Raw genomic sequence first — 17,565 nt, 5'->3', positions numbered from 1 at the left:
ACATACTATCGTTATCTTTGTTTTATCTAAAGTATTCAGGAGTCACCGTTGAACGAACCTCAGTCGTGGGTAAAGCCGTTAACGCGTATCCCTTCCAGTTTAAAACCGCTCGTTGCCACGCAGAAAAAACATTATGGCGATGTGCTGCATCCCACGCGCTGGTGGGGGCGGATGCCGTTTCTGTTCTGGCTGGTGGCGCTGTTTGTCGGGTTTCTGGAGCGTAAAAAGGCGCGCTTAACGCCGGTGATGCGCGCGCTGTTGATGACCCGCGTTTCTCAGGTCTGCCACTGTGCTTTCTGTGTTGATGCGAATAGTTTACGGCTGGCAGAACGCTGTGGCGCGCTGGATAAAGTCATGCAGGTTGTCAACTGGCAAGATTCGACGCTGTTTAGCGCTGAAGAACGCGTAGCGCTGGCCTATGCCGATGCGGTTACCGCAACGCCTCCACAGGTTGACGATGCGCTGAAAGCGCAGATGAAGCAGCATTTTACCGATGATGCCATTACGGAAATGACCGCGCTGATTGCGTTTCAAAATCTCTCGGCGCGTTTTAATGCCGCTCTCGATATTCCCTCGCAGGGACTGTGTGACAGTTTTAAAGGACGCCCGCATGCTTGACCGCCATCTTCATCCACGATTAAAACCGCTGTTGCATCGGTGCGTAAGTATTATTGATAAACCGGCGATTACCCCGGACGGACTTACGCTGGTCGGATTTGCCATTGGCGTGCTGGCGTTGCCATTTCTGGCGTTAGGCTGGTATCTGGCGGCGCTGGTGGCCATTGTACTCAATCGGTTGTTTGACGGACTGGATGGGGCGCTGGCGCGGCGCAGAGGACTATCCGACGCCGGCGGATTTCTCGATATCTCGCTCGATTTTCTCTTTTACGCCTTAGTGCCGTTTGGTTTTATTCTTGCCGCTCCGGCGCAAAATGCGCTGGCAGGCAGTTGGCTGTTGTTCGCGTTTATTGGCACCGGTAGCAGCTTTCTGGCCTTCGCCGCACTGGCAGCAAAACATCAGATTGATAACCCCGGTTACGCGCATAAATCGTTTTATTATCTGGGTGGATTAACCGAAGGAACTGAGACGATTTTGCTGTTTGTGTTGGGGTGTCTGTTCCCGGACTATTTTGCCGTGCTGGCGTGGGTCTTTGGCGCGCTGTGCTGGATGACAACGTTCACCCGGATCTGGAGCGGATATCTGACGCTGAAAGCGGTTCAGCGTCAGGCGTAAGATATTACGTTGCCGGATGCGCTTCGCTTATCCGGCCTCCAATGATGGTTTATCCAGGCTGGGTAAAGCGCTCTCGCCGCATCCGGCAATAATGACGCTCTTATTTGCTGGCGTCCGGACCCCGTTCACCGCTGGCGACCGGGTTTTTCGGATTGCTGCTCCACTCGTACCAGCCACCATCGTAAACAGAGACGTTTTTCCAGCCCATCGCGCGGGCATACATAAACGTTTCTGAAGCACGCCAGCCGGTACCGCAATAGAAAGAGACCTGTTGATTCGGCAGGATATTCCATTGCTTCCACATGGCGGCGATGTCATCCGCGCTGCGCATGGTGCCATCCGGGTTATGGAAATCTTCCATGTGGGTGGAGTCGCTGCCCGCGTGGCCCCAACGTGCGCCTGCGATCTCACCTTTTGGCTTAATGTAGCTGTAGCCGCTGGTAGTACCGACAAATTCTGGCCATGAACGAATGCTTACTAAAGACGCATCCTGGCGATGCAGCAGACCGCGAGCCTGTTCCGTATCGAGCATCAGCTGCGGCTGGGCAGGGATTTTCACGCCGAAATCAGGTTCTGGTTTCACCGTTGGCGGAGTGCCGCGTTCGACCGGTAAACCTGAGTCGGACCAGGTTTGCCAACCGCCGTCGAGCAGACGAACGTCTTTCACGCCTGCGTACAACATAATTTGTGCCACGCGTGCGGCGGCATAGACATCGCGGCCGTATAAAATTACCGTGGTGTCGTGGCGGATACCGTGTTTCGCCAGCATCGCTTTAAGCTGCTCATCGGAAACCTTATTCCACAGCGGTTCGCTTTCAACTTCATTGGTATCAATGTAACCCGCGCCGGGGATGTGGCTGAGCAGGTACAACTTCGGCGCGCCCCAGGCGGCTTCAATCACTTTCCAGTTACCCGCTGGTTTGGCAGTCACGTCTTTACCCTGCTGAAGATCGTGCAGCCACTGTGGGTAAACCAACTGTTCGAAGTGCGGCAGACGTTGCAGACGCACAGGATCTGTCAGCGCATCGCTGAGGGTTGAGATATGGTTAAAGCCAACTTTTTGCAGACGGGATTTAACGGCCTGCATGTCGTTATCACGGCCATACAGCGCCACCGGAGCGTCGGTCTTAAGTTGATGTGACTTAACCCAGGCGCTGAGTTGTTCATCATTCATCTTGTCGAGCCAGGCGGCAGACAGATTCAGTGCGGAAGGTTCGTGTCCTGAAGGACCATTGAGCGATTGTGGCCAACCGTTGTAAAAAGCGCTCTGACGGGTATCGATCGCCGCGCCTTGCTTTTGCTGTAACTGGTTGAGGGTGAGCGCCTGTGCTGTTTCAGCAGCCCAGGAAGAAGCGCAAGCGAGCCCTAAAGCCAGTGCCAGCGCGGTCATTTGAGAAACACGTTTCATCGAATAGCCCGACATTGAAAAAAAGAAGACGACATTCTGTGCCGCCAGTTACGTAAAAACCTTGCGTTAACGCAGCATATCGACACATTCACGCCCAGTTTTCCATCTGAAATACGCGGCCTGCAGGCGGCACGTCCTGCGCGTCATGGGTCACCTGTACCACCGGGATCCCCAGCTTACGCACCTCGGTGAAGACCCATTGGCGAAAGTTATCGCGTAGCGACGCATCCAGCCTGCTAAAGGGTTCATCAAGTAACAGCGCCTGGGGCTGCGCCAGCAGCGCGCGGAGCAGGGCGACCCGCGAACGCTGCCCACCGGAGAGCGAAGCCGGATCGCGTGAATAAAATCCTGCCAGGTCCGCGCGTGCGAGGGCGCTTTCTACCTCATGGCGCCTGGCAGGACCTTGCAGTCTGGCGGGTAAGGCCAGCAGTAAATTCTGCCCAACGCTGAAATGGTCAAACAGCAGCGCATCCTGGAACAAAATGCCAATCTGGCGCTGCGCGGTAGGTAACGTATCGATGCGTCGTTCATTAAGCCACAGTTCGCCTGAGGCCTGGAACTGGGGAGACAACGCCCCGATCATCCATGAAAACAGCGAAGATTTCCCGCTGCCGGAAGGTCCCATAATAGTGACGATGTCACTTTTGTTAACCTGAAAATTAACGTCTTTCACCAGCGCTTTCGCGCCCTGGTACAACGAAACGCCTCGTACAGTAAGCATTAGCGGAGTCCTTGTCGAAAGCGGCCGATCCACGCGGCGAGAAAGGCTGCAAGTGCGAAAACGAGCAGTGGTAAAAGCAGCTGCCACAACGCTTGTGTTGCCAGAATCGCACTGCTACCGCCGCTGCTTAATGCCACCGCTTCGGTGGTTAATGTGGGATAGCGTCCGGCACCTAGCCACAGCGTTGGCATATACTGGGCGATACTGACCGAGAAGCCAACCGCGAAGGCAATCAATGCCGGGCGCGCCAGCTGCGGGCATTTCACCAGCCAGAATATCCGCCCCCGCGTCCAGCCCAGGGTTTGCGCAATCAAAATTAATCGTGGGTCAATGCGCTGCCAAGCCGGTTTAAGCACAAATAGCATCCAGGGCATCACCCACAGCAGGTGGCCCCAGATAATGGTCGTCATCAGTCCATCTTGTTCGGCATCTAACGCCAGCAGATATTGTCCGGTTACCAGTGGTAGCGCAGGCAAAATGAGCGGTAGCCAGACCCAGCGGTGTCCGGTTTGTGGACCCCATTCCAGCCAGGCAAAAAGTATCAGTAGCGCCAGCACGCTGGAAAGGAGCCCCAGTTGCAGGCTATTGTTGAGCGCCTCGTTGTTTAGCGAGGAATAGCTGGCGATAAGCGCCAGTACCAGCGCGCATACCACACCGCTGACGGGCAAAATCTGTACCAGCGGGCGTGCGATTGTCATAGATGAAAAATGCTGGCGTTCACCGTTTACTGCCGGAATAGTATGTCGCCAGGCACGCCAGAGCAGATAACCCACCAGCGCGATAACAAGGAGCAACAGCACCAGTAACAGACTGGCAAGTGCGCCTTTCGCCTGCTGTTCGACGTCGCCCTGACTGAGCCACTGCCAGCTCAATACGGCAAGCGTTGGCGGATTGCCGGGGCCAAGAACGATTGCCACATCAACAACGGAGAGTGACCAGGCAACAATCGCCAGCATAGCTTTACCTAATGCCGGGCCGATAGCGGGCAGAACCAGCCAGTTCAGGCATTGCAGTCGGCTGTAACCCAGCGAATCCAATACGATAACCTGCTGAGAAAGTTGTTTCTCACTCAGTAGGGCCGAGAGAATCCATAACAAAAAAGCGCTCTCTTTCACCGCCAGCGTTACGCCAAGTCCAATGCCGTAGCGGTCCGGCTGTGGGCTGAGGAACGGGAGCCATTGCCAAAGTATGCCGCCTTCAGCAAAAACCAACAGCACGCTGGTGGCGAAGGCAACGTGCGGAATTGCCAGCAGCCAAGGAAGACGCGTATACAGACGTACCCAGCCTGCGCCGGGCCACAAGGCGAGGATCGCCAGCAGCGCGATGATCAGCGCGCCCCCAGCCGCGAGGCCGACGGAAACCAGCGTTGCCAGTAACGCCTGCGGGAGTTGAGGATCGGCAAAGAGCGCCAGCCAGTGTGTGGTACTAAGCGCCGGTGTTATCAGAGACCATGCCGCTGGCGCCAACGGCAGATAAACTGCCGCCATGATGGCCCAGAGTAGCAGAATTAATGCGTACCGTAGCGGCGTAACCATTCTTGTTCCAGAGCGTTTACCCAGGCTGCATGCGGTTCTGGCAACACGGCAGGGAGCCCCTGTGGGATCCGCGCCAGCAGCGCATCACGCTGTTCGTCAGGCAATTTTTGTGGATCAAGCACCGAAGGATCTCCCCAGACAGCCGGGTCAGCTTTGCGCAGTTGTGCTTCAGGAGAAAGCAGGAAGTTTGCCACGACTTTTGCTCCGGCACTGGCGTGGGCATTCGCCGGAATGGCAACAAAGTGCACGTTGCCGAGCATGCCCTGTGAGAAACCAAAACTGTAGCTGCTTTTAGGCAATTCGCCGCTCGCCACTTTTTGCTGCGCGTGGGCCGGGTTAAAGGTCAATGATAAACGCAGGGTACCGCTATTGAGCAGTGCATCCATTCGTGCTGGCGTGGGCGGAAAATCTTTGCCTTCACGCCAAAGTACAGGATGCAAAGTATCAAGATACTGCCACAATGGCGCGGTAACTTCGGCGAATGTCGCTGCATCAGGCGCAACTTTCAATGCCTGTGGTTTGGTGGTGAGCGAAATTAGCAACTGCTCAAGAAAAGCCGTTCCAGTAAAGTCGGGCGGGCGTGGATAGGTCACCGTGCCAGGGTGCGCCTGCGCGAATTTAAACAGTGCCTGCGGAGATTGTGGCGGCTGCGCGGTAAGATCGCGCCGGGCAATAAAAGTGAGTTGGGCACCGCCCCACGGTGATTCAGCCCCCTCTGTTTGAACGGAGAAATCTTCGGTCACCGGTTTTTGTGTATCAACATAGCGCCAGTTAGGCAGCGTTTGCGCCCACTGGGTTTGCAGTAGCCCGGCTTCTTTTAGCGTACGGAAGTTTTCGCCGTTAACCCACAGTAAATCGACAGAGCCGCCGGTTTTTCGCCCGGATGCCGCTTCCGTCTGGATGCGTTTTACGGCATCGGCAGCGTCTGCCAGGCGCACGATTTTCAGGTTAATGTCGTAGTGCGTTTTCATCTCGCCGCTAACCCAGTCGAGATACTGGTTAACTGCATTGTCGCCACCCCAGGCGTTGAACCACACCGTTTGACCACGGGCGTCATTTTTGATTTGTTGCCAGCTGGCGTCCTGGGCAAACGTCGCCAGCGGGCAGAGCAACAAGCTCAGACACAATAAGCAGTAACGCATAATATCTCCATGGTTAAAAATGGGGGAAGGTCTCAGCTTTTTTTCCGTTGGCGCTCAAGATAAAGGCTTCTCGCCACCGATATCACCACGCTTAGGGCAAACAGGACAAACAGACCCGTCACAAACCAAAATGTGCCGCCGGTTAACAGGCTTCCCGCCCATGAGTAGACGATAGTGGCGGGTAACTGTCCGATGCCGGTGGCGATGAAAAAATGGCGAAAACGAATTGAGGTCAGGCCTGCCGCGTAGCTTACCGGGTCGAACGGCACAAAAGGTAACAGGCGGCAGACCAGAATAGTGTGCTTACCATAGCGCTCGAAAAAAGCGTCCATATTGTTCAGCACCGTTTTTCCGGTCAGCTTTTCTACCGCACCGCGACCTAAAATGCGGGCAATAAAAAAGCACAGCGCCGCACCTGCCATTGCGCTGCTCCAGGATAGTACGCCGCCCCAAAATGCGCCAAACAGCGAGGCATTGGCAAACGTGATCACAAACGCAGGAAGCGGTGCAACGATGGCCTGTAAGATCATCAGGAAGAACGACACCACCGCCGCCTGGGTTCCATAAGAACGAATAAAGTTTTCCAGAGCATGCTGATCGAGTGTGGTAAATGCTGCCAGGCTGCCGTGGAGAAAATCACTCACGCCAGGTATCCATGCCCATGCCATTAGCCCGAGCAGTAGCAGAGCAATCAAACCCACCCGGTAATAGCGAGCCAGCCGCGCTTTATTCCGTTTTATCATTTACCTGTACACTCATGGTTGGCTGACGGATCGATATGCTTATATCGGGCCCAGGCTTTGGCTGCCTGAACGAGGGCGAATAACGCCAGCCCTGCCACGCTGAGCTTACCGATGAATACCAGGGTAATGCCTTCGCTGGCGAGTTCATGCGACATCAGCGTATAGATAAAGATGCCGGGTAAGGTGGTAAGTGCCGATATTACGGTAAATGACCAGAACGGAATGGTCGTCAGCCCATAGGCGTAATTTTGAATATTATAGGGGAACAGCGGCACGAGCCGGGTCAGGATCAGAAAGTCTACTCCGCTATGGGCAATGCCTTTTTCGATAGCCTGAAACGTCGCCGTGTGCCCAACGTATTTCAGTAGTAGATCCCGTCCAAGCCAGCGAGCCAGCAAAAACGACAGCGCTGAGGCCACGGTTGCAGCCACTAACGAGATAAGCGTCCCAGCCACGGGGCCAAACAGCACACCGCCGACGATCACCAGGATGCTGCCTGGAATCAGACACAGCGCAGCAACAATAAAAAGCAGGATATAAAGCGTATAGCCGAACATACCGCTTTGGCGGATGACGTCTTGTAAATGATGGAAATTGGTTATCAGGTCGGTCAGACCATAATGATGGAAAACTCCCGCCAGAACGCAGAACAGGACCGCGACAATCAGCAGCCGGTATTCTGCTTTATGCGAACTTCTTTTTCATGGGGGTTCTCCTGTAAAACCGAGTGCAATGGAGCATTTTCATCAGCGAAAAGCGCGCGCGAAGATATAATAAATTCCCGGCCGTAACAATGTATTACCGTCACTTTATTGATTTTGCACAGAATAAACAGACTCTCCAGACCGGGCCTGGAGAGTAAAAAGACGCAGAAGGTCAGACGCGGAATTTAGCCCATACAGGCGCATGGTCGGACGGTTTTTCCATGCTGCGAATTTCATAGTCGATGCCGGTTTCTTCGCAGCGTTCCGCCAATGGGTTGCTCGCCAGCAGCAGATCGATACGCAGGCCACGGTTATCGTCAAAGCCTTTTGAGCGATAGTCGAACCACGAGAACTGGTCATTCTTTTCAGGATTTGCGTGACGGTAAGTATCCACCAGACCCCAGCCCAGCAGGCGTTCCATCCACTCACGCTCCTCCGGCAGGAAGGAACATTTACCGGTACGCAGCCAGCGTTTACGGTTTTCTTCGCCAATGCCGATATCGAGATCGGTTGGGCTAATATTCATATCGCCCATGATCAATACCGGATTGTCGCGCTTCAGTTCAGTCTCCAGATAGTTTTGCAGGTTCTGATAAAACGCGGCTTTGGCCGGGAATTTGGTTTCATGGTCACGGCTTTCGCCCTGCGGGAAATAGCCGTTGATCACCGTGATGCTGCCCAGAGGGGACGGAATTTCTGCCATGATGATACGACGCTGCGCTTCTTCGTCATCGCCCGGGAAGCCACGACGTACCGCAATTGGCGTTTCTTTCGTTAACAGCGCCACGCCGTAATGACCTTTCTGGCCGTGATAAAAGACGTTGTAACCGAGCTTTGCTACCTCTTCGAGAGGGAACATATCGTCGTGGACTTTTGTCTCCTGTAAGCCAATAACATCCGGTTGGTGTTTTTCGACAATGGCTGCCAGTTGATGGGGACGGGCACGCAGGCCGTTGATATTAAAAGAGACAAATTTCATAGTCGCTGCCACTTTGCAAGATGAATAGTGCAAGGATGGTAGCAGAATTTCTGCAGGCTGACTGCTTCTTGTCACCTGATTCCAACAATGATTGCTAATGGTGTTAACGATGGAGCAAAAACTGCACCGTTTTGGCGCGAAGCGCGTCGGAATGGAGCAATAATTTCCGAAAATTTCGTATACGATCACAATTCCAGAATTATATTTGGCGACTGAATAAAACTGCGTTTTTTCCTCTGTTTAGTCGCCTGATGCGCAAACATATTCACTTTATATGCACATACAGTGAATATCGCCACGTTGTAACCTGTTGATATTCCGTCATCGACCTCCGTTTATGCACTTTTTTCGCTGGCTGGCACGAACCCTGCAATCTACATTTACACCGCAAACACTATATTTATTAACATATAAATAACCTTTTATTTACCGTTGAGGTCGCTATGTCTCTGTCAATTACGCGTGAAAATTTTGATGAATGGATGATGCCCGTATATGCTCCGGCCCCTTTTATTCCGGTGCGGGGTGAAGGTTCACGTCTGTGGGATCAACAGGGTAAAGAGTATATCGATTTCGCGGGAGGCATTGCGGTTAACGCGCTGGGTCACGCCCACCCGGCATTGCGCGAGGCATTAAACGACCAGGCGAGCAAATTCTGGCATACGGGAAATGGCTACACCAACGAGCCGGTACTGCGTCTGGCGAAAAAGCTGATTGACGCCACCTTCGCCGAGCGCATTTTCTTCTGTAACTCCGGCGCAGAAGCCAACGAAGCGGCACTAAAACTGGCGCGTAAATATGCCCACGATCGTTTTGGCAGCCAGAAGAGCGGGATTGTAGCGTTTAAAAATGCTTTCCATGGCCGCACGCTGTTTACCGTCAGCGCCGGAGGACAACCTGCCTACTCACAGGATTTCGCGCCGCTGCCGCCGGATATCCGTCATGCCGTATACAACGATCTCGATTCTGCCAGCCAACTGATTGATGACACTACTTGTGCGGTTATCGTGGAGCCTGTGCAGGGTGAAGGCGGTGTGGTACCGGCAACAAAAGCCTTTTTGCAGGGGCTACGTGAGTTATGCGATCGCCATAATGCGCTGCTGATTTTTGATGAAGTTCAGACCGGCGTTGGCCGTACCGGGGAGCTGTATGCCTATATGCACTACGGCGTGACGCCGGATCTGCTGACGACAGCAAAAGCGCTGGGCGGTGGTTTCCCCATCGGCGCACTGCTGGCGACAGAGCGTTGCGCCAGTGTGATGACGGTTGGTACACATGGTACAACGTACGGCGGAAACCCGCTGGCGACGGCGGTGGCAGGTAAATTGCTGGAAATTGTGAATACACCAGAAGTGCTCAACGGAGTAAAACAGCGCCACGACTGGTTTGTGGAGCGTATAAACGCCATTAACGAACGTTTTGGACTGTTTAGTGAAATTCGTGGACTCGGACTGCTGATCGGCTGCGTGCTGAACGCGGAATTTGCCGGGAAAGCGAAACTCATCTCGCAAGAAGCGGCTGTTGCCGGGGTGATGGTACTGATCGCTGGCGCTAACGTGGTGCGTTTTGCGCCAGCGCTCAACGTCAGCGAAGAAGAAGTCGCCACCGGACTGGATCGCTTTGCGCTGGCCTGCGAACGCATTAAAGCAGGGGGTTCATCATGATGGTGATTCGTCCCATTGAACGCGCGGATATCACCGCGTTGATGCAGCTTGCCAGTAAGACCGGCGGCGGGTTGACCTCGCTACCGGCGAATGAAGCTACGCTGATGGCGCGTATCGAACGTTCACTCCAAACCTGGCGCGGTGAGTTGCCAAAAAGTGAGCAGGGATATGTGTTTGTGCTTGAAGACAGTACCAGCGGAACCGTGGCCGGGATTTGCGCCATTGAGGTGGCGGTAGGGCTTAACGATCCCTGGTACAACTACCGGGTTGGTACCCTTGTCCACGCCTCGAAAGAGCTGAATGTCTATAACGCGCTGCCGACGTTGTTTCTGAGTAACGATCACACAGGTAGCAGCGAGCTTTGTACTCTGTTTCTCGATCCGGACTGGCGAAAAGAAGGCAACGGCTATTTGCTGTCAAAATCGCGCTTTATGTTTATGGCGGCCTTTCGCGACCGATTTAATGAGAAAGTCGTGGCCGAAATGCGCGGCGTGATTGATGAGCACGGTTACTCGCCGTTCTGGCAAAGCCTCGGTAAACGCTTTTTCTCAATGGAGTTTAGCCGGGCGGATTTTCTCTGCGGAACCGGGCAAAAAGCCTTTATTGCTGAACTGATGCCCAAGCATCCTATTTATACCCATTTTCTGTCTGATGAAGCGCAAGGCGTGATTGGTCAGGTGCATCCGCAAACTGCCCCGGCGCGGGCGGTGCTGGAGAAAGAAGGATTTCGCTACCGCAACTATGTCGATATTTTCGACGGCGGGCCAACGCTGGAATGCGATATTGACCGGGTTCGGGCTATTCGTAAAAGCAGGCTGGTGGAAGTGGCCGAAGGTCAGCCAGCAACCGGCGAATATCCGGCCTGTCTGGTTGCCAATGAAAACTATCAAAACTTCCGCGTCATGCTGGTTCGCGCAGACCCGGATACCCAACGTCTGGTGCTGACGGCGGCGCAACTGGACGCACTGAAATGCCACGCTGGCGACCATGTACGTTTTGTACGTCTTTGTGCAGAGGAGAAAACAGCATGACACTATGGATAAACGGTGACTGGGTGACGGGGCTGGGCGAGCGTCGGGTGAAAACCAACCCGGTAAGCGGTGATGTGCTGTGGCACGGTAATGATGCAGATGCAACGCAGGTGACGCAAGCGTGCCAGGCCGCACGCGCAGCCTTTGCCGGTTGGGCTAAACAGCCTTTCAGCGCACGCCAGACTATTGTTGAAAAGTTTGCTTTATTGCTGGAAAGCAATAAAGCCGAGCTAACTCAGATTATCGCCAAGGAAACCGGAAAACCTCATTGGGAAGCCGCGACTGAACTGACGGCGATGATCAATAAAATCGCCATCTCCGTCAAAGCTTACCATGCCCGTACCGGTGAGCAGCATAGTGAACTACCGGATGGCGCGGCAACGTTGCGCCATCGCCCACACGGCGTGCTGGCGGTTTTTGGTCCGTATAACTTCCCCGGTCATTTACCCAATGGTCATATTGTTCCGGCATTGCTGGCAGGCAATACGTTGATTTTCAAACCCAGCGAGTTGACGCCGTGGACCGGTGAAGCAGTTACAAAACTGTGGGAGCAGGCGGGGTTGCCGCCGGGCGTGCTGAATCTGGTGCAGGGCGGACGTGAAACGGGGCAGGCGCTGAGTGCGCTGGAAGACCTCGATGGCCTGCTGTTTACCGGCAGTGCGAATACCGGTTATCAGCTGCATAAGCAGTTATCCGGCCAGCCGGAAAAAATCCTTGCCCTGGAGATGGGGGGCAACAACCCGCTGATTATTGAGAATCCGGAAGATATTGATGCCGCAGTGCATCTGACCATTCAGTCCGCATTTGTCACCGCCGGACAGCGCTGTACCTGTGCCCGCCGCCTGCTCGTAAAAAAAGGCGCGCAGGGTGATGCGTTCCTGACGCGTCTGGTGGAGGTTAGTCAGCGTTTAATGCCCGGCAACTGGGATGCACAACCGCAGCCATTTATGGGTGGACTAATTTCCGAACAAGCAGCGCAACACGTCTATGATGCCTGGCAGCGTCTGGCGTCGTTGGGCGGCCGTACGCTGTTAGCGCCACGTCTGGTAAATGCCGGAACGTCACTGCTGACCCCTGGAATCATCGAACTGACCGGGGCGGGGAACGTACCTGATGAAGAGGTTTTCGGTCCGCTGCTCGGCGTCTGGCGTTATGACAGCTTTGATGATGCGATTCGTATGGCGAACAACACTCGCTTTGGATTGTCGTGTGGGTTAGTTTCGCCCGATCGCGGCCAGTTCGAACAGCTACTGTTGGAGGCGCGGGCAGGGATCGTCAACTGGAATAAGCCGTTAACCGGCGCTGCGAGTACCGCACCGTTTGGCGGTGTAGGCGCTTCCGGGAACCATCGCGCCAGCGCGTGGTATGCCGCAGATTATTGCGCCTGGCCGATGGCAAGTCTGGAATCCCCGGCCTTAACGCTGCCAACGGCGCTTAGCCCCGGACTGGATTTTTCTCGCGAGGATAAGCTATGAAAGCCCGTGAGGTAAATTTTGATGGTCTGGTGGGGCTAACTCACCACTATGCTGGATTGTCATTTGGTAATGAGGCCTCAACCAAACATCGTTTTCAGGTGTCGAACCCGCGTCTGGCGGCAAAGCAAGGTCTGCTAAAGATGAAAGCACTGGCGGATGCAGGATTTCCTCAGGCGGTGATCCCGCCCCACGAGCGGCCTTATATTCCGGTTCTGCGTCAGTTGGGTTTTAGCGGCAGTGACGAACAGGTGCTGGATAAAGTGGCGCGTCAGGCGCCTCACTGGCTCTCCAGTGCCAGCTCCGCATCGCCTATGTGGGTAGCGAATGCGGCGACGGTTTGCCCTTCGGCAGACTCGCTGGACGGGAAAGTGCATCTGACGGTGGCGAATCTGAATAATAAGTTCCACCGTTCACTGGAAGCGCCTACTACCGAAGCATTGTTACGGGCGATTTTCCGTGATGAGAATAGCTTTGCGGTCCACGGTGCGTTACCCCAGGTTGCGCTATTTGGCGATGAAGGGGCGGCAAACCATAACCGCCTGGGTGGAGATTACGGTGACCCCGGCGTACAGCTGTTTGTTTACGGTCGTGAAGAAGGCAATGCATCCCAACCGAAGCGCTATCCGGCAAGGCAATCCCGTGAGGCCAGCGAGGCGGTCGCGCGACTGAATCAGGTCAACCCACATCAGCGCATTTTTGCTCAGCAAAACCCGGACGTTATCGATCTTGGCGTGTTCCATAACGATGTGATTGCGGTGTCGAATCGCCAGGTGCTGTTTTGTCATCAGCAGGCGTTTGTCAGACAGCAGGCATTGTTAGAGCAGTTGCGCAGCCAGGTGGCAGGTTTTACCCCGCTGGAAGTCCCGACAGCGGAAGTGTCGGTGCAGGATGCCGTGACCACTTATCTGTTTAACAGTCAGTTGCTGAGTCGTAGTGACGGTTCGATGATGCTGGTCCTGCCGCAGGAGTGTCGGGAGCATGCTGGCGTGTGGCGGTATTTGAACCGGCTTCTCGAGGAAGACAATCCGATCGATGACCTGCGGGTATTCGATCTGCGTGAAAGTATGTCCAACGGCGGTGGTCCGGCATGCTTGCGCCTGAGAGTGGTGCTCACTCCGCAGGAACAGCAGGCGGTGAATCCGGCGGTTATCATGAACGACACGCTGTTTAACACGTTGAATAACTGGGTTGACCGTTACTATCGCGATCGTCTTACCGCTGCCGACCTTGCCGACCCACAGCTGTTGCGCGAGGGGCGTGAAGCGCTGGATACGCTGACGCAATTGCTCAACCTCGGCTCAGTGTATCCTTTCCAGCAGGAGGGGATGCGCCATGGATAACTTTCTGGCGATCACGCTCGCAGGCGCCACTCCAGAGAAAACGCAAGGAACCACTCATGGTTTTGACTGGCAGTGGATCGGTCACGGAATTCTGGAACTGACGCCGCTTGCACCCGTTGAACATTCTCTGGTGCTGTCTGCGGGGATCCATGGCAATGAAACCGCGCCGGTAGAGATACTCGATTCATTGCTTTCCAGGCTGTTTAGCGGCGAGCTGACACTGACATGGCGGCTGCTGGTGATTCTGGGAAACCCGCAGGCGCTGGCTGCGGGAAAACGATATTGTCATAGCGACCTGAATCGTATGTTTGGCGGTCGGTGGCAGATTTTTACCGCAAGTGAAGAAACGCACCGAGCCCATGGGCTTGAGCTGTGTCTGGAAGATTTTTATTCGCGCGCAAAGGAGCCTGTGCGCTGGCATCTGGATCTGCACACCGCGATTCGCGGTTCACAGCATCTGCGCTTTGGCGTATTGCCACAACGCAACGTTGCCTGGGACGAGGATTTCCTTGAATGGCTGGGAGACGCGGGACTGGAAGCGCTGGTTTTCCACCAGACGCCTGGCGGCACGTTCACCCATTTTAGCGGGGAACATTTTGGTGCGTTGGCCTGTACGTTGGAACTGGGTAAAGCGCTGCCGTTTGGACAAAACGATCTCACCCAGTTTGCACAAACGGCAGACGCACTGGAGAAACTGCTGCGGGGTGAACGGGTGTCGACGAGAGAAATATCCCCGCTGCGTTATCGCGTGGTGTCGCAAATCACGCGTCGTAGCGATGATTTCATTCTCCACATGGATAACCAGACGCTAAACTTTACCCCCTTTAAAGAAGGCACCTTGCTGGCGCAGGACGGAGATGAACGTTTTATCGTCACCCATGATGTTGAATACGTTCTCTTTCCCAACCCTAACGTGGCCTGTGGTTTACGTGCCGGATTGATGCTCGAAAAGTTGTGATCAATATATTCGCCCTGCAGGATTATCCTTTAGGGCTTATTTTTGCGTGCTGTTTTTATTTATTACGGATTATTCCTGGTGAATTGCTTTCTTAATAAACAGGGTTCAGGTATAGTTCTTCATAATCCGTTCAAAATCATCCTGTTGTAATTTTTTATTGCAACTCTCCGCAATTTATTCTTTTTTTCTTCATAATTGATGAAAGTTTGTTTTTTACACTTTCACTGTTTTACCGTTGCTCTGATTAATTGACGCTTAAGCCGGTAAAGTTAATCTCGTCAACACGACATCACATTGCATAAGAGTCGCATGAGTGTCGTAAAAATAACTGAAAGAAAGGATAGAAATTATGCGTAAACTGACTGCTCTGTTTGTTGCCTCTACTCTGGCGCTGGGTGCTGCGAACCTGGCTCATGCTGCTGACACTACAACAGCTGCACCAGCGGATGCTAAACCGATGATGCATCACAACGGCAAATTTGCCCCGCATCACGACATGATGTTTAAAGACCTGAACCTGACTGACGCACAGAAACAGCAGATCCGCGAAATCATGAAAGGCCAGCGCGATCAGATGAAACGTCCGCCGCTGGAAGAACGCCGTGCAATGCACGACATCATCGCCAGCGATAGCTTCGATAAAGCGAAAGCCGAAGCGCAGATTGCGAAGATGGAAGAACAGCGCAAAGCCAACATGCTGGCGCATATGGAAACTCAGAACAAAATTTACAACATTCTGACCCCGGAACAGAAAAAGCAGTTTAATGCCAATTTTGAGAAGCGTCTGACAGAACGTGCAGCGCAGAAAGGTAAAATGCCGGAAGCTGCCGAGTAATCGATCAGCGTCTACACTAAATCATTCACACGGTGTCGCGCTGATTGCCGCACAGTGTGAAACCAAACTCAAGACCGCCGCTCTTGTCCACAACACGTATAACGATGTGGGCAGGATCGGCGGTTTTTTCATTTCTGCCTATTGCACCGGACGCACGACACGCTATTCTCCTGAAGCCCGCGAAAATTCTACCTGGATCAGCGCGTTATTCTTTTTTGCAAAATGCCGGGTTCATCGCTAAGGCAAATCAACTCTGCTGCCGATAACAATAATCTGCAGGGTGAACAAAACAATGATGATTTATGGCTGTCTGTTTACGGCAGGCTGCCATGCTGCTCCTTTCTGGAGGGATGATGGAATACTTTGATATCCGCAAAATGCCGGTTAACCTCTGGCGGAATGGTGCGGGAGAAACGCGTGAGATTTGCTGTTTTCCGCCAGCAACACGAGATTTTCACTGGCGGGCGAGTATCGCCTCCATTGCAGCAAACGGTGAGTTTTCTCTTTTTCCCGGCGTAGAACGTGTGATTACTCTGCTGGAAGGTGGAGAAGTGACCCTGGAAGAAACGAACATCTTTACGCATACCCTGAAACAGCATCAACCTTTTACCTTTGCCGGCGACAAGGTGGTAAAAGCAAAGCTGACGGAAGGGCAGATGTCGATGGATTTTAATATCATGACCCGACGAGATGTTTGCCAGGCAAAAGTCAGAGTGGCCGATCGCACCTTTACGACCTTTGGTTCACGCGGCGGCGTGGTGTTTGTTATCAGTGGTGCATGGCAACTGGGCGATAAACTGCTGACGGCCGACCAGGGGGCAAGCTGGCACGATGGTAAACACACATTACGACTGCTGGAGCGCGAGGGGAAGCTGCTGTTCAGCGAGATTAACTGGATGCCGGGGCATTCTCCGGGCGCAGTTCAATAATGTCATATTGACCAGACAGAACAGGCCGGCAGAGAATTTTGTAGCCATCATGGTCAAAGCCAGCCGGCATACGCGCCAGGGTAGCCGCTTCATCCAGCGTTGAAACGGCTCCCAGCCACAGCCAGTTGTTGATGATATGGTACTGTGTCATTTCAGCGCCGGTTTCCTGCAGTGCAATGGCATTGCTCCATGGCCAGCAAATCACTCTCACTCTTTCCAGCGCCGCTAACAGACGCAAATGATGCGCTTCATGACTCTCTTTCCCGCAGCACGCTCCGGCGCAGCGTTTGAGCGCGGAGCGAAAACAGGCGCGCCCGCGACTCAGGGGTTCCAGCCCCAACAGGCCGTAGCACAGCTGTTGTTCATCCGCGAGGTTTTGCAACGCTTGTAGCGCTGCGCGACGATTGGCAAACAGGCCAAACAGATTGGGTGCATTGGAGAAATCAATATCTCGTGCGTAGACAACCTGAACAGTTCGGTCGGTAAGCTGCAAGGCGCAAAGCTGACGATTGCGCCGCAGTCGTTTGTTAAACAACGGCTGTTGTTCTTTGATCAACCGCGCTTCCAGCAGCAGGGCACCAATTTCTCCCGCCGTACAAATCCAGCTAATGCGTTTGGCCTGACGCAGCATTGCCGCTTCGTCCGCGGTACGCAGGTGTGCCAGCACGCGGCTGCGAATATTGACGCTTTTACCAATATAGAGCGGCATAGTGTCGCTTTCACTGTGAAACAGATAGACGCCTGGTGCGGTGGGAAGCGCACTCAAAAATGGACGCAGGTGTTCAGGATATTCATAGATTGCCGCTGCCTCAAATGTCAGGCGTGGGGCTGATTGACGCCGTACCACTTCTCACTCCGGATGCTGGT

General features: G+C 53.9%; 17 protein-coding genes. 9 read left to right on the top strand and 8 right to left on the bottom strand.

Annotated features, from left to right (window positions below; all coding sequences use genetic code 11):
* Positions 1-48: 48 nt before the first annotated feature.
* Positions 49-618, top strand: coding sequence for a carboxymuconolactone decarboxylase family protein (locus tag OGY37_RS05725; protein ID WP_149280853.1), 570 nt, complete (start codon positions 49-51; stop codon positions 616-618).
* Complete coding sequence (locus OGY37_RS05720) at positions 611-1,234, top strand: CDP-alcohol phosphatidyltransferase family protein (protein ID WP_286620320.1); 624 nt, start codon at positions 611-613, stop codon at positions 1,232-1,234. Before OGY37_RS05725 ends, OGY37_RS05720 begins: the two co-directional genes overlap by 8 nt.
* A gap of 100 nt (positions 1,235-1,334) precedes the next feature.
* Here the strand turns inward: OGY37_RS05720 and OGY37_RS05715 are convergent, their stop codons facing one another.
* From OGY37_RS05715 to xthA, 7 genes are all read right to left on the bottom strand, one after another.
* Positions 1,335-2,642, bottom strand: coding sequence for a sulfurtransferase (locus tag OGY37_RS05715; RefSeq protein WP_126318358.1), 1,308 nt, complete (start codon positions 2,640-2,642; stop codon positions 1,335-1,337).
* 88 nt (positions 2,643-2,730) lie between these two features.
* Positions 2,731-3,363, bottom strand: a complete 633-nt coding sequence (locus OGY37_RS05710) for an ATP-binding cassette domain-containing protein (RefSeq protein ID WP_204191775.1) — start codon at positions 3,361-3,363, stop codon at positions 2,731-2,733.
* Positions 3,363-4,898 carry an ABC transporter permease family protein gene (locus tag OGY37_RS05705; protein ID WP_149280855.1) on the bottom strand — a complete coding sequence of 512 codons (1,536 nt, stop codon included), beginning with the start codon at positions 4,896-4,898 and terminating at the stop codon, positions 3,363-3,365. Before OGY37_RS05705 ends, OGY37_RS05710 begins: the two co-directional genes overlap by 1 nt.
* Positions 4,871-6,040: an ABC transporter substrate-binding protein gene (locus OGY37_RS05700; protein ID WP_286620318.1), complete on the bottom strand. Its 1,170-nt coding sequence runs from the start codon at positions 6,038-6,040 to the stop codon at positions 4,871-4,873. The genes OGY37_RS05705 and OGY37_RS05700 overlap by 28 nt, the downstream gene beginning before the upstream one ends.
* A 32-nt stretch (positions 6,041-6,072) precedes the next feature.
* Positions 6,073-6,783: a TVP38/TMEM64 family protein gene (locus tag OGY37_RS05695; RefSeq protein WP_063941485.1), complete on the bottom strand. Its 711-nt coding sequence runs from the start codon at positions 6,781-6,783 to the stop codon at positions 6,073-6,075.
* Positions 6,780-7,436, bottom strand: a complete 657-nt coding sequence (locus OGY37_RS05690) for a TVP38/TMEM64 family protein (RefSeq protein ID WP_286620337.1) — start codon at positions 7,434-7,436, stop codon at positions 6,780-6,782. The genes OGY37_RS05695 and OGY37_RS05690 overlap by 4 nt, the downstream gene beginning before the upstream one ends.
* Before the next feature lie 223 nt (positions 7,437-7,659).
* A complete protein-coding gene (gene xthA / locus OGY37_RS05685; protein WP_003030642.1) occupies positions 7,660-8,466 on the bottom strand; it encodes an exodeoxyribonuclease III in 807 nt (268 codons plus the stop codon).
* A gap of 443 nt (positions 8,467-8,909) precedes the next feature.
* On the opposite strand from xthA, the gene astC reads away from it, so the two are divergent.
* The 7 genes from astC (at position 8,910) to ves (ending at position 16,698) form a co-directional block, all read left to right on the top strand.
* On the top strand, positions 8,910-10,130 hold the full coding sequence (gene astC, locus OGY37_RS05680; protein WP_048214345.1) for a succinylornithine/acetylornithine transaminase: 1,221 nt from the start codon (positions 8,910-8,912) through the stop codon (positions 10,128-10,130).
* Positions 10,127-11,161, top strand: a complete 1,035-nt coding sequence (gene astA, locus OGY37_RS05675) for an arginine N-succinyltransferase (protein ID WP_003832529.1) — start codon at positions 10,127-10,129, stop codon at positions 11,159-11,161. The genes astC and astA overlap by 4 nt, the downstream gene beginning before the upstream one ends.
* On the top strand, positions 11,158-12,636 hold the full coding sequence (gene astD / locus OGY37_RS05670) for a succinylglutamate-semialdehyde dehydrogenase (RefSeq protein ID WP_126318345.1): 1,479 nt from the start codon (positions 11,158-11,160) through the stop codon (positions 12,634-12,636). Before astA ends, astD begins: the two co-directional genes overlap by 4 nt.
* Positions 12,633-13,976 carry an N-succinylarginine dihydrolase gene (gene astB, locus OGY37_RS05665; RefSeq protein WP_204191770.1) on the top strand — a complete coding sequence of 448 codons (1,344 nt, stop codon included), beginning with the start codon at positions 12,633-12,635 and terminating at the stop codon, positions 13,974-13,976. The genes astD and astB overlap by 4 nt, the downstream gene beginning before the upstream one ends.
* Positions 13,969-14,934, top strand: coding sequence for a succinylglutamate desuccinylase (gene astE, locus OGY37_RS05660; RefSeq protein ID WP_149384633.1), 966 nt, complete (start codon positions 13,969-13,971; stop codon positions 14,932-14,934). The genes astB and astE overlap by 8 nt, the downstream gene beginning before the upstream one ends.
* A gap of 349 nt (positions 14,935-15,283) precedes the next feature.
* Positions 15,284-15,769 (top strand): ATP-independent periplasmic protein-refolding chaperone Spy, encoded by a 486-nt coding sequence (gene spy, locus OGY37_RS05655; RefSeq protein ID WP_003832537.1) that lies wholly within the window; start codon positions 15,284-15,286, stop codon positions 15,767-15,769.
* Positions 15,770-16,122: 353 nt separating this feature from the next.
* Entirely contained in the window at positions 16,123-16,698 is a 576-nt protein-coding gene (gene ves / locus OGY37_RS05650) for an environmental stress-induced protein Ves (RefSeq protein WP_079938538.1), read from the top strand.
* Here ves and cho read toward each other — a convergent pair.
* Complete coding sequence (cho, locus tag OGY37_RS05645) at positions 16,658-17,545, bottom strand: excinuclease Cho (RefSeq protein WP_286620315.1); 888 nt, start codon at positions 17,543-17,545, stop codon at positions 16,658-16,660. The two genes, ves and cho, sit on opposite strands and share 41 nt — an antisense overlap.
* Positions 17,546-17,565: the final 20 nt, after the last annotated feature.

This window comes from Citrobacter sp. Cpo030, assembly GCF_030333005.1.
GTDB classification, from domain to species: Bacteria; Pseudomonadota; Gammaproteobacteria; order Enterobacterales; family Enterobacteriaceae; genus Citrobacter; species Citrobacter portucalensis.
The sequence above is the reverse complement of the archived record's forward strand: the minus strand, read 5'-3'. Positions and strand labels throughout refer to the sequence as shown.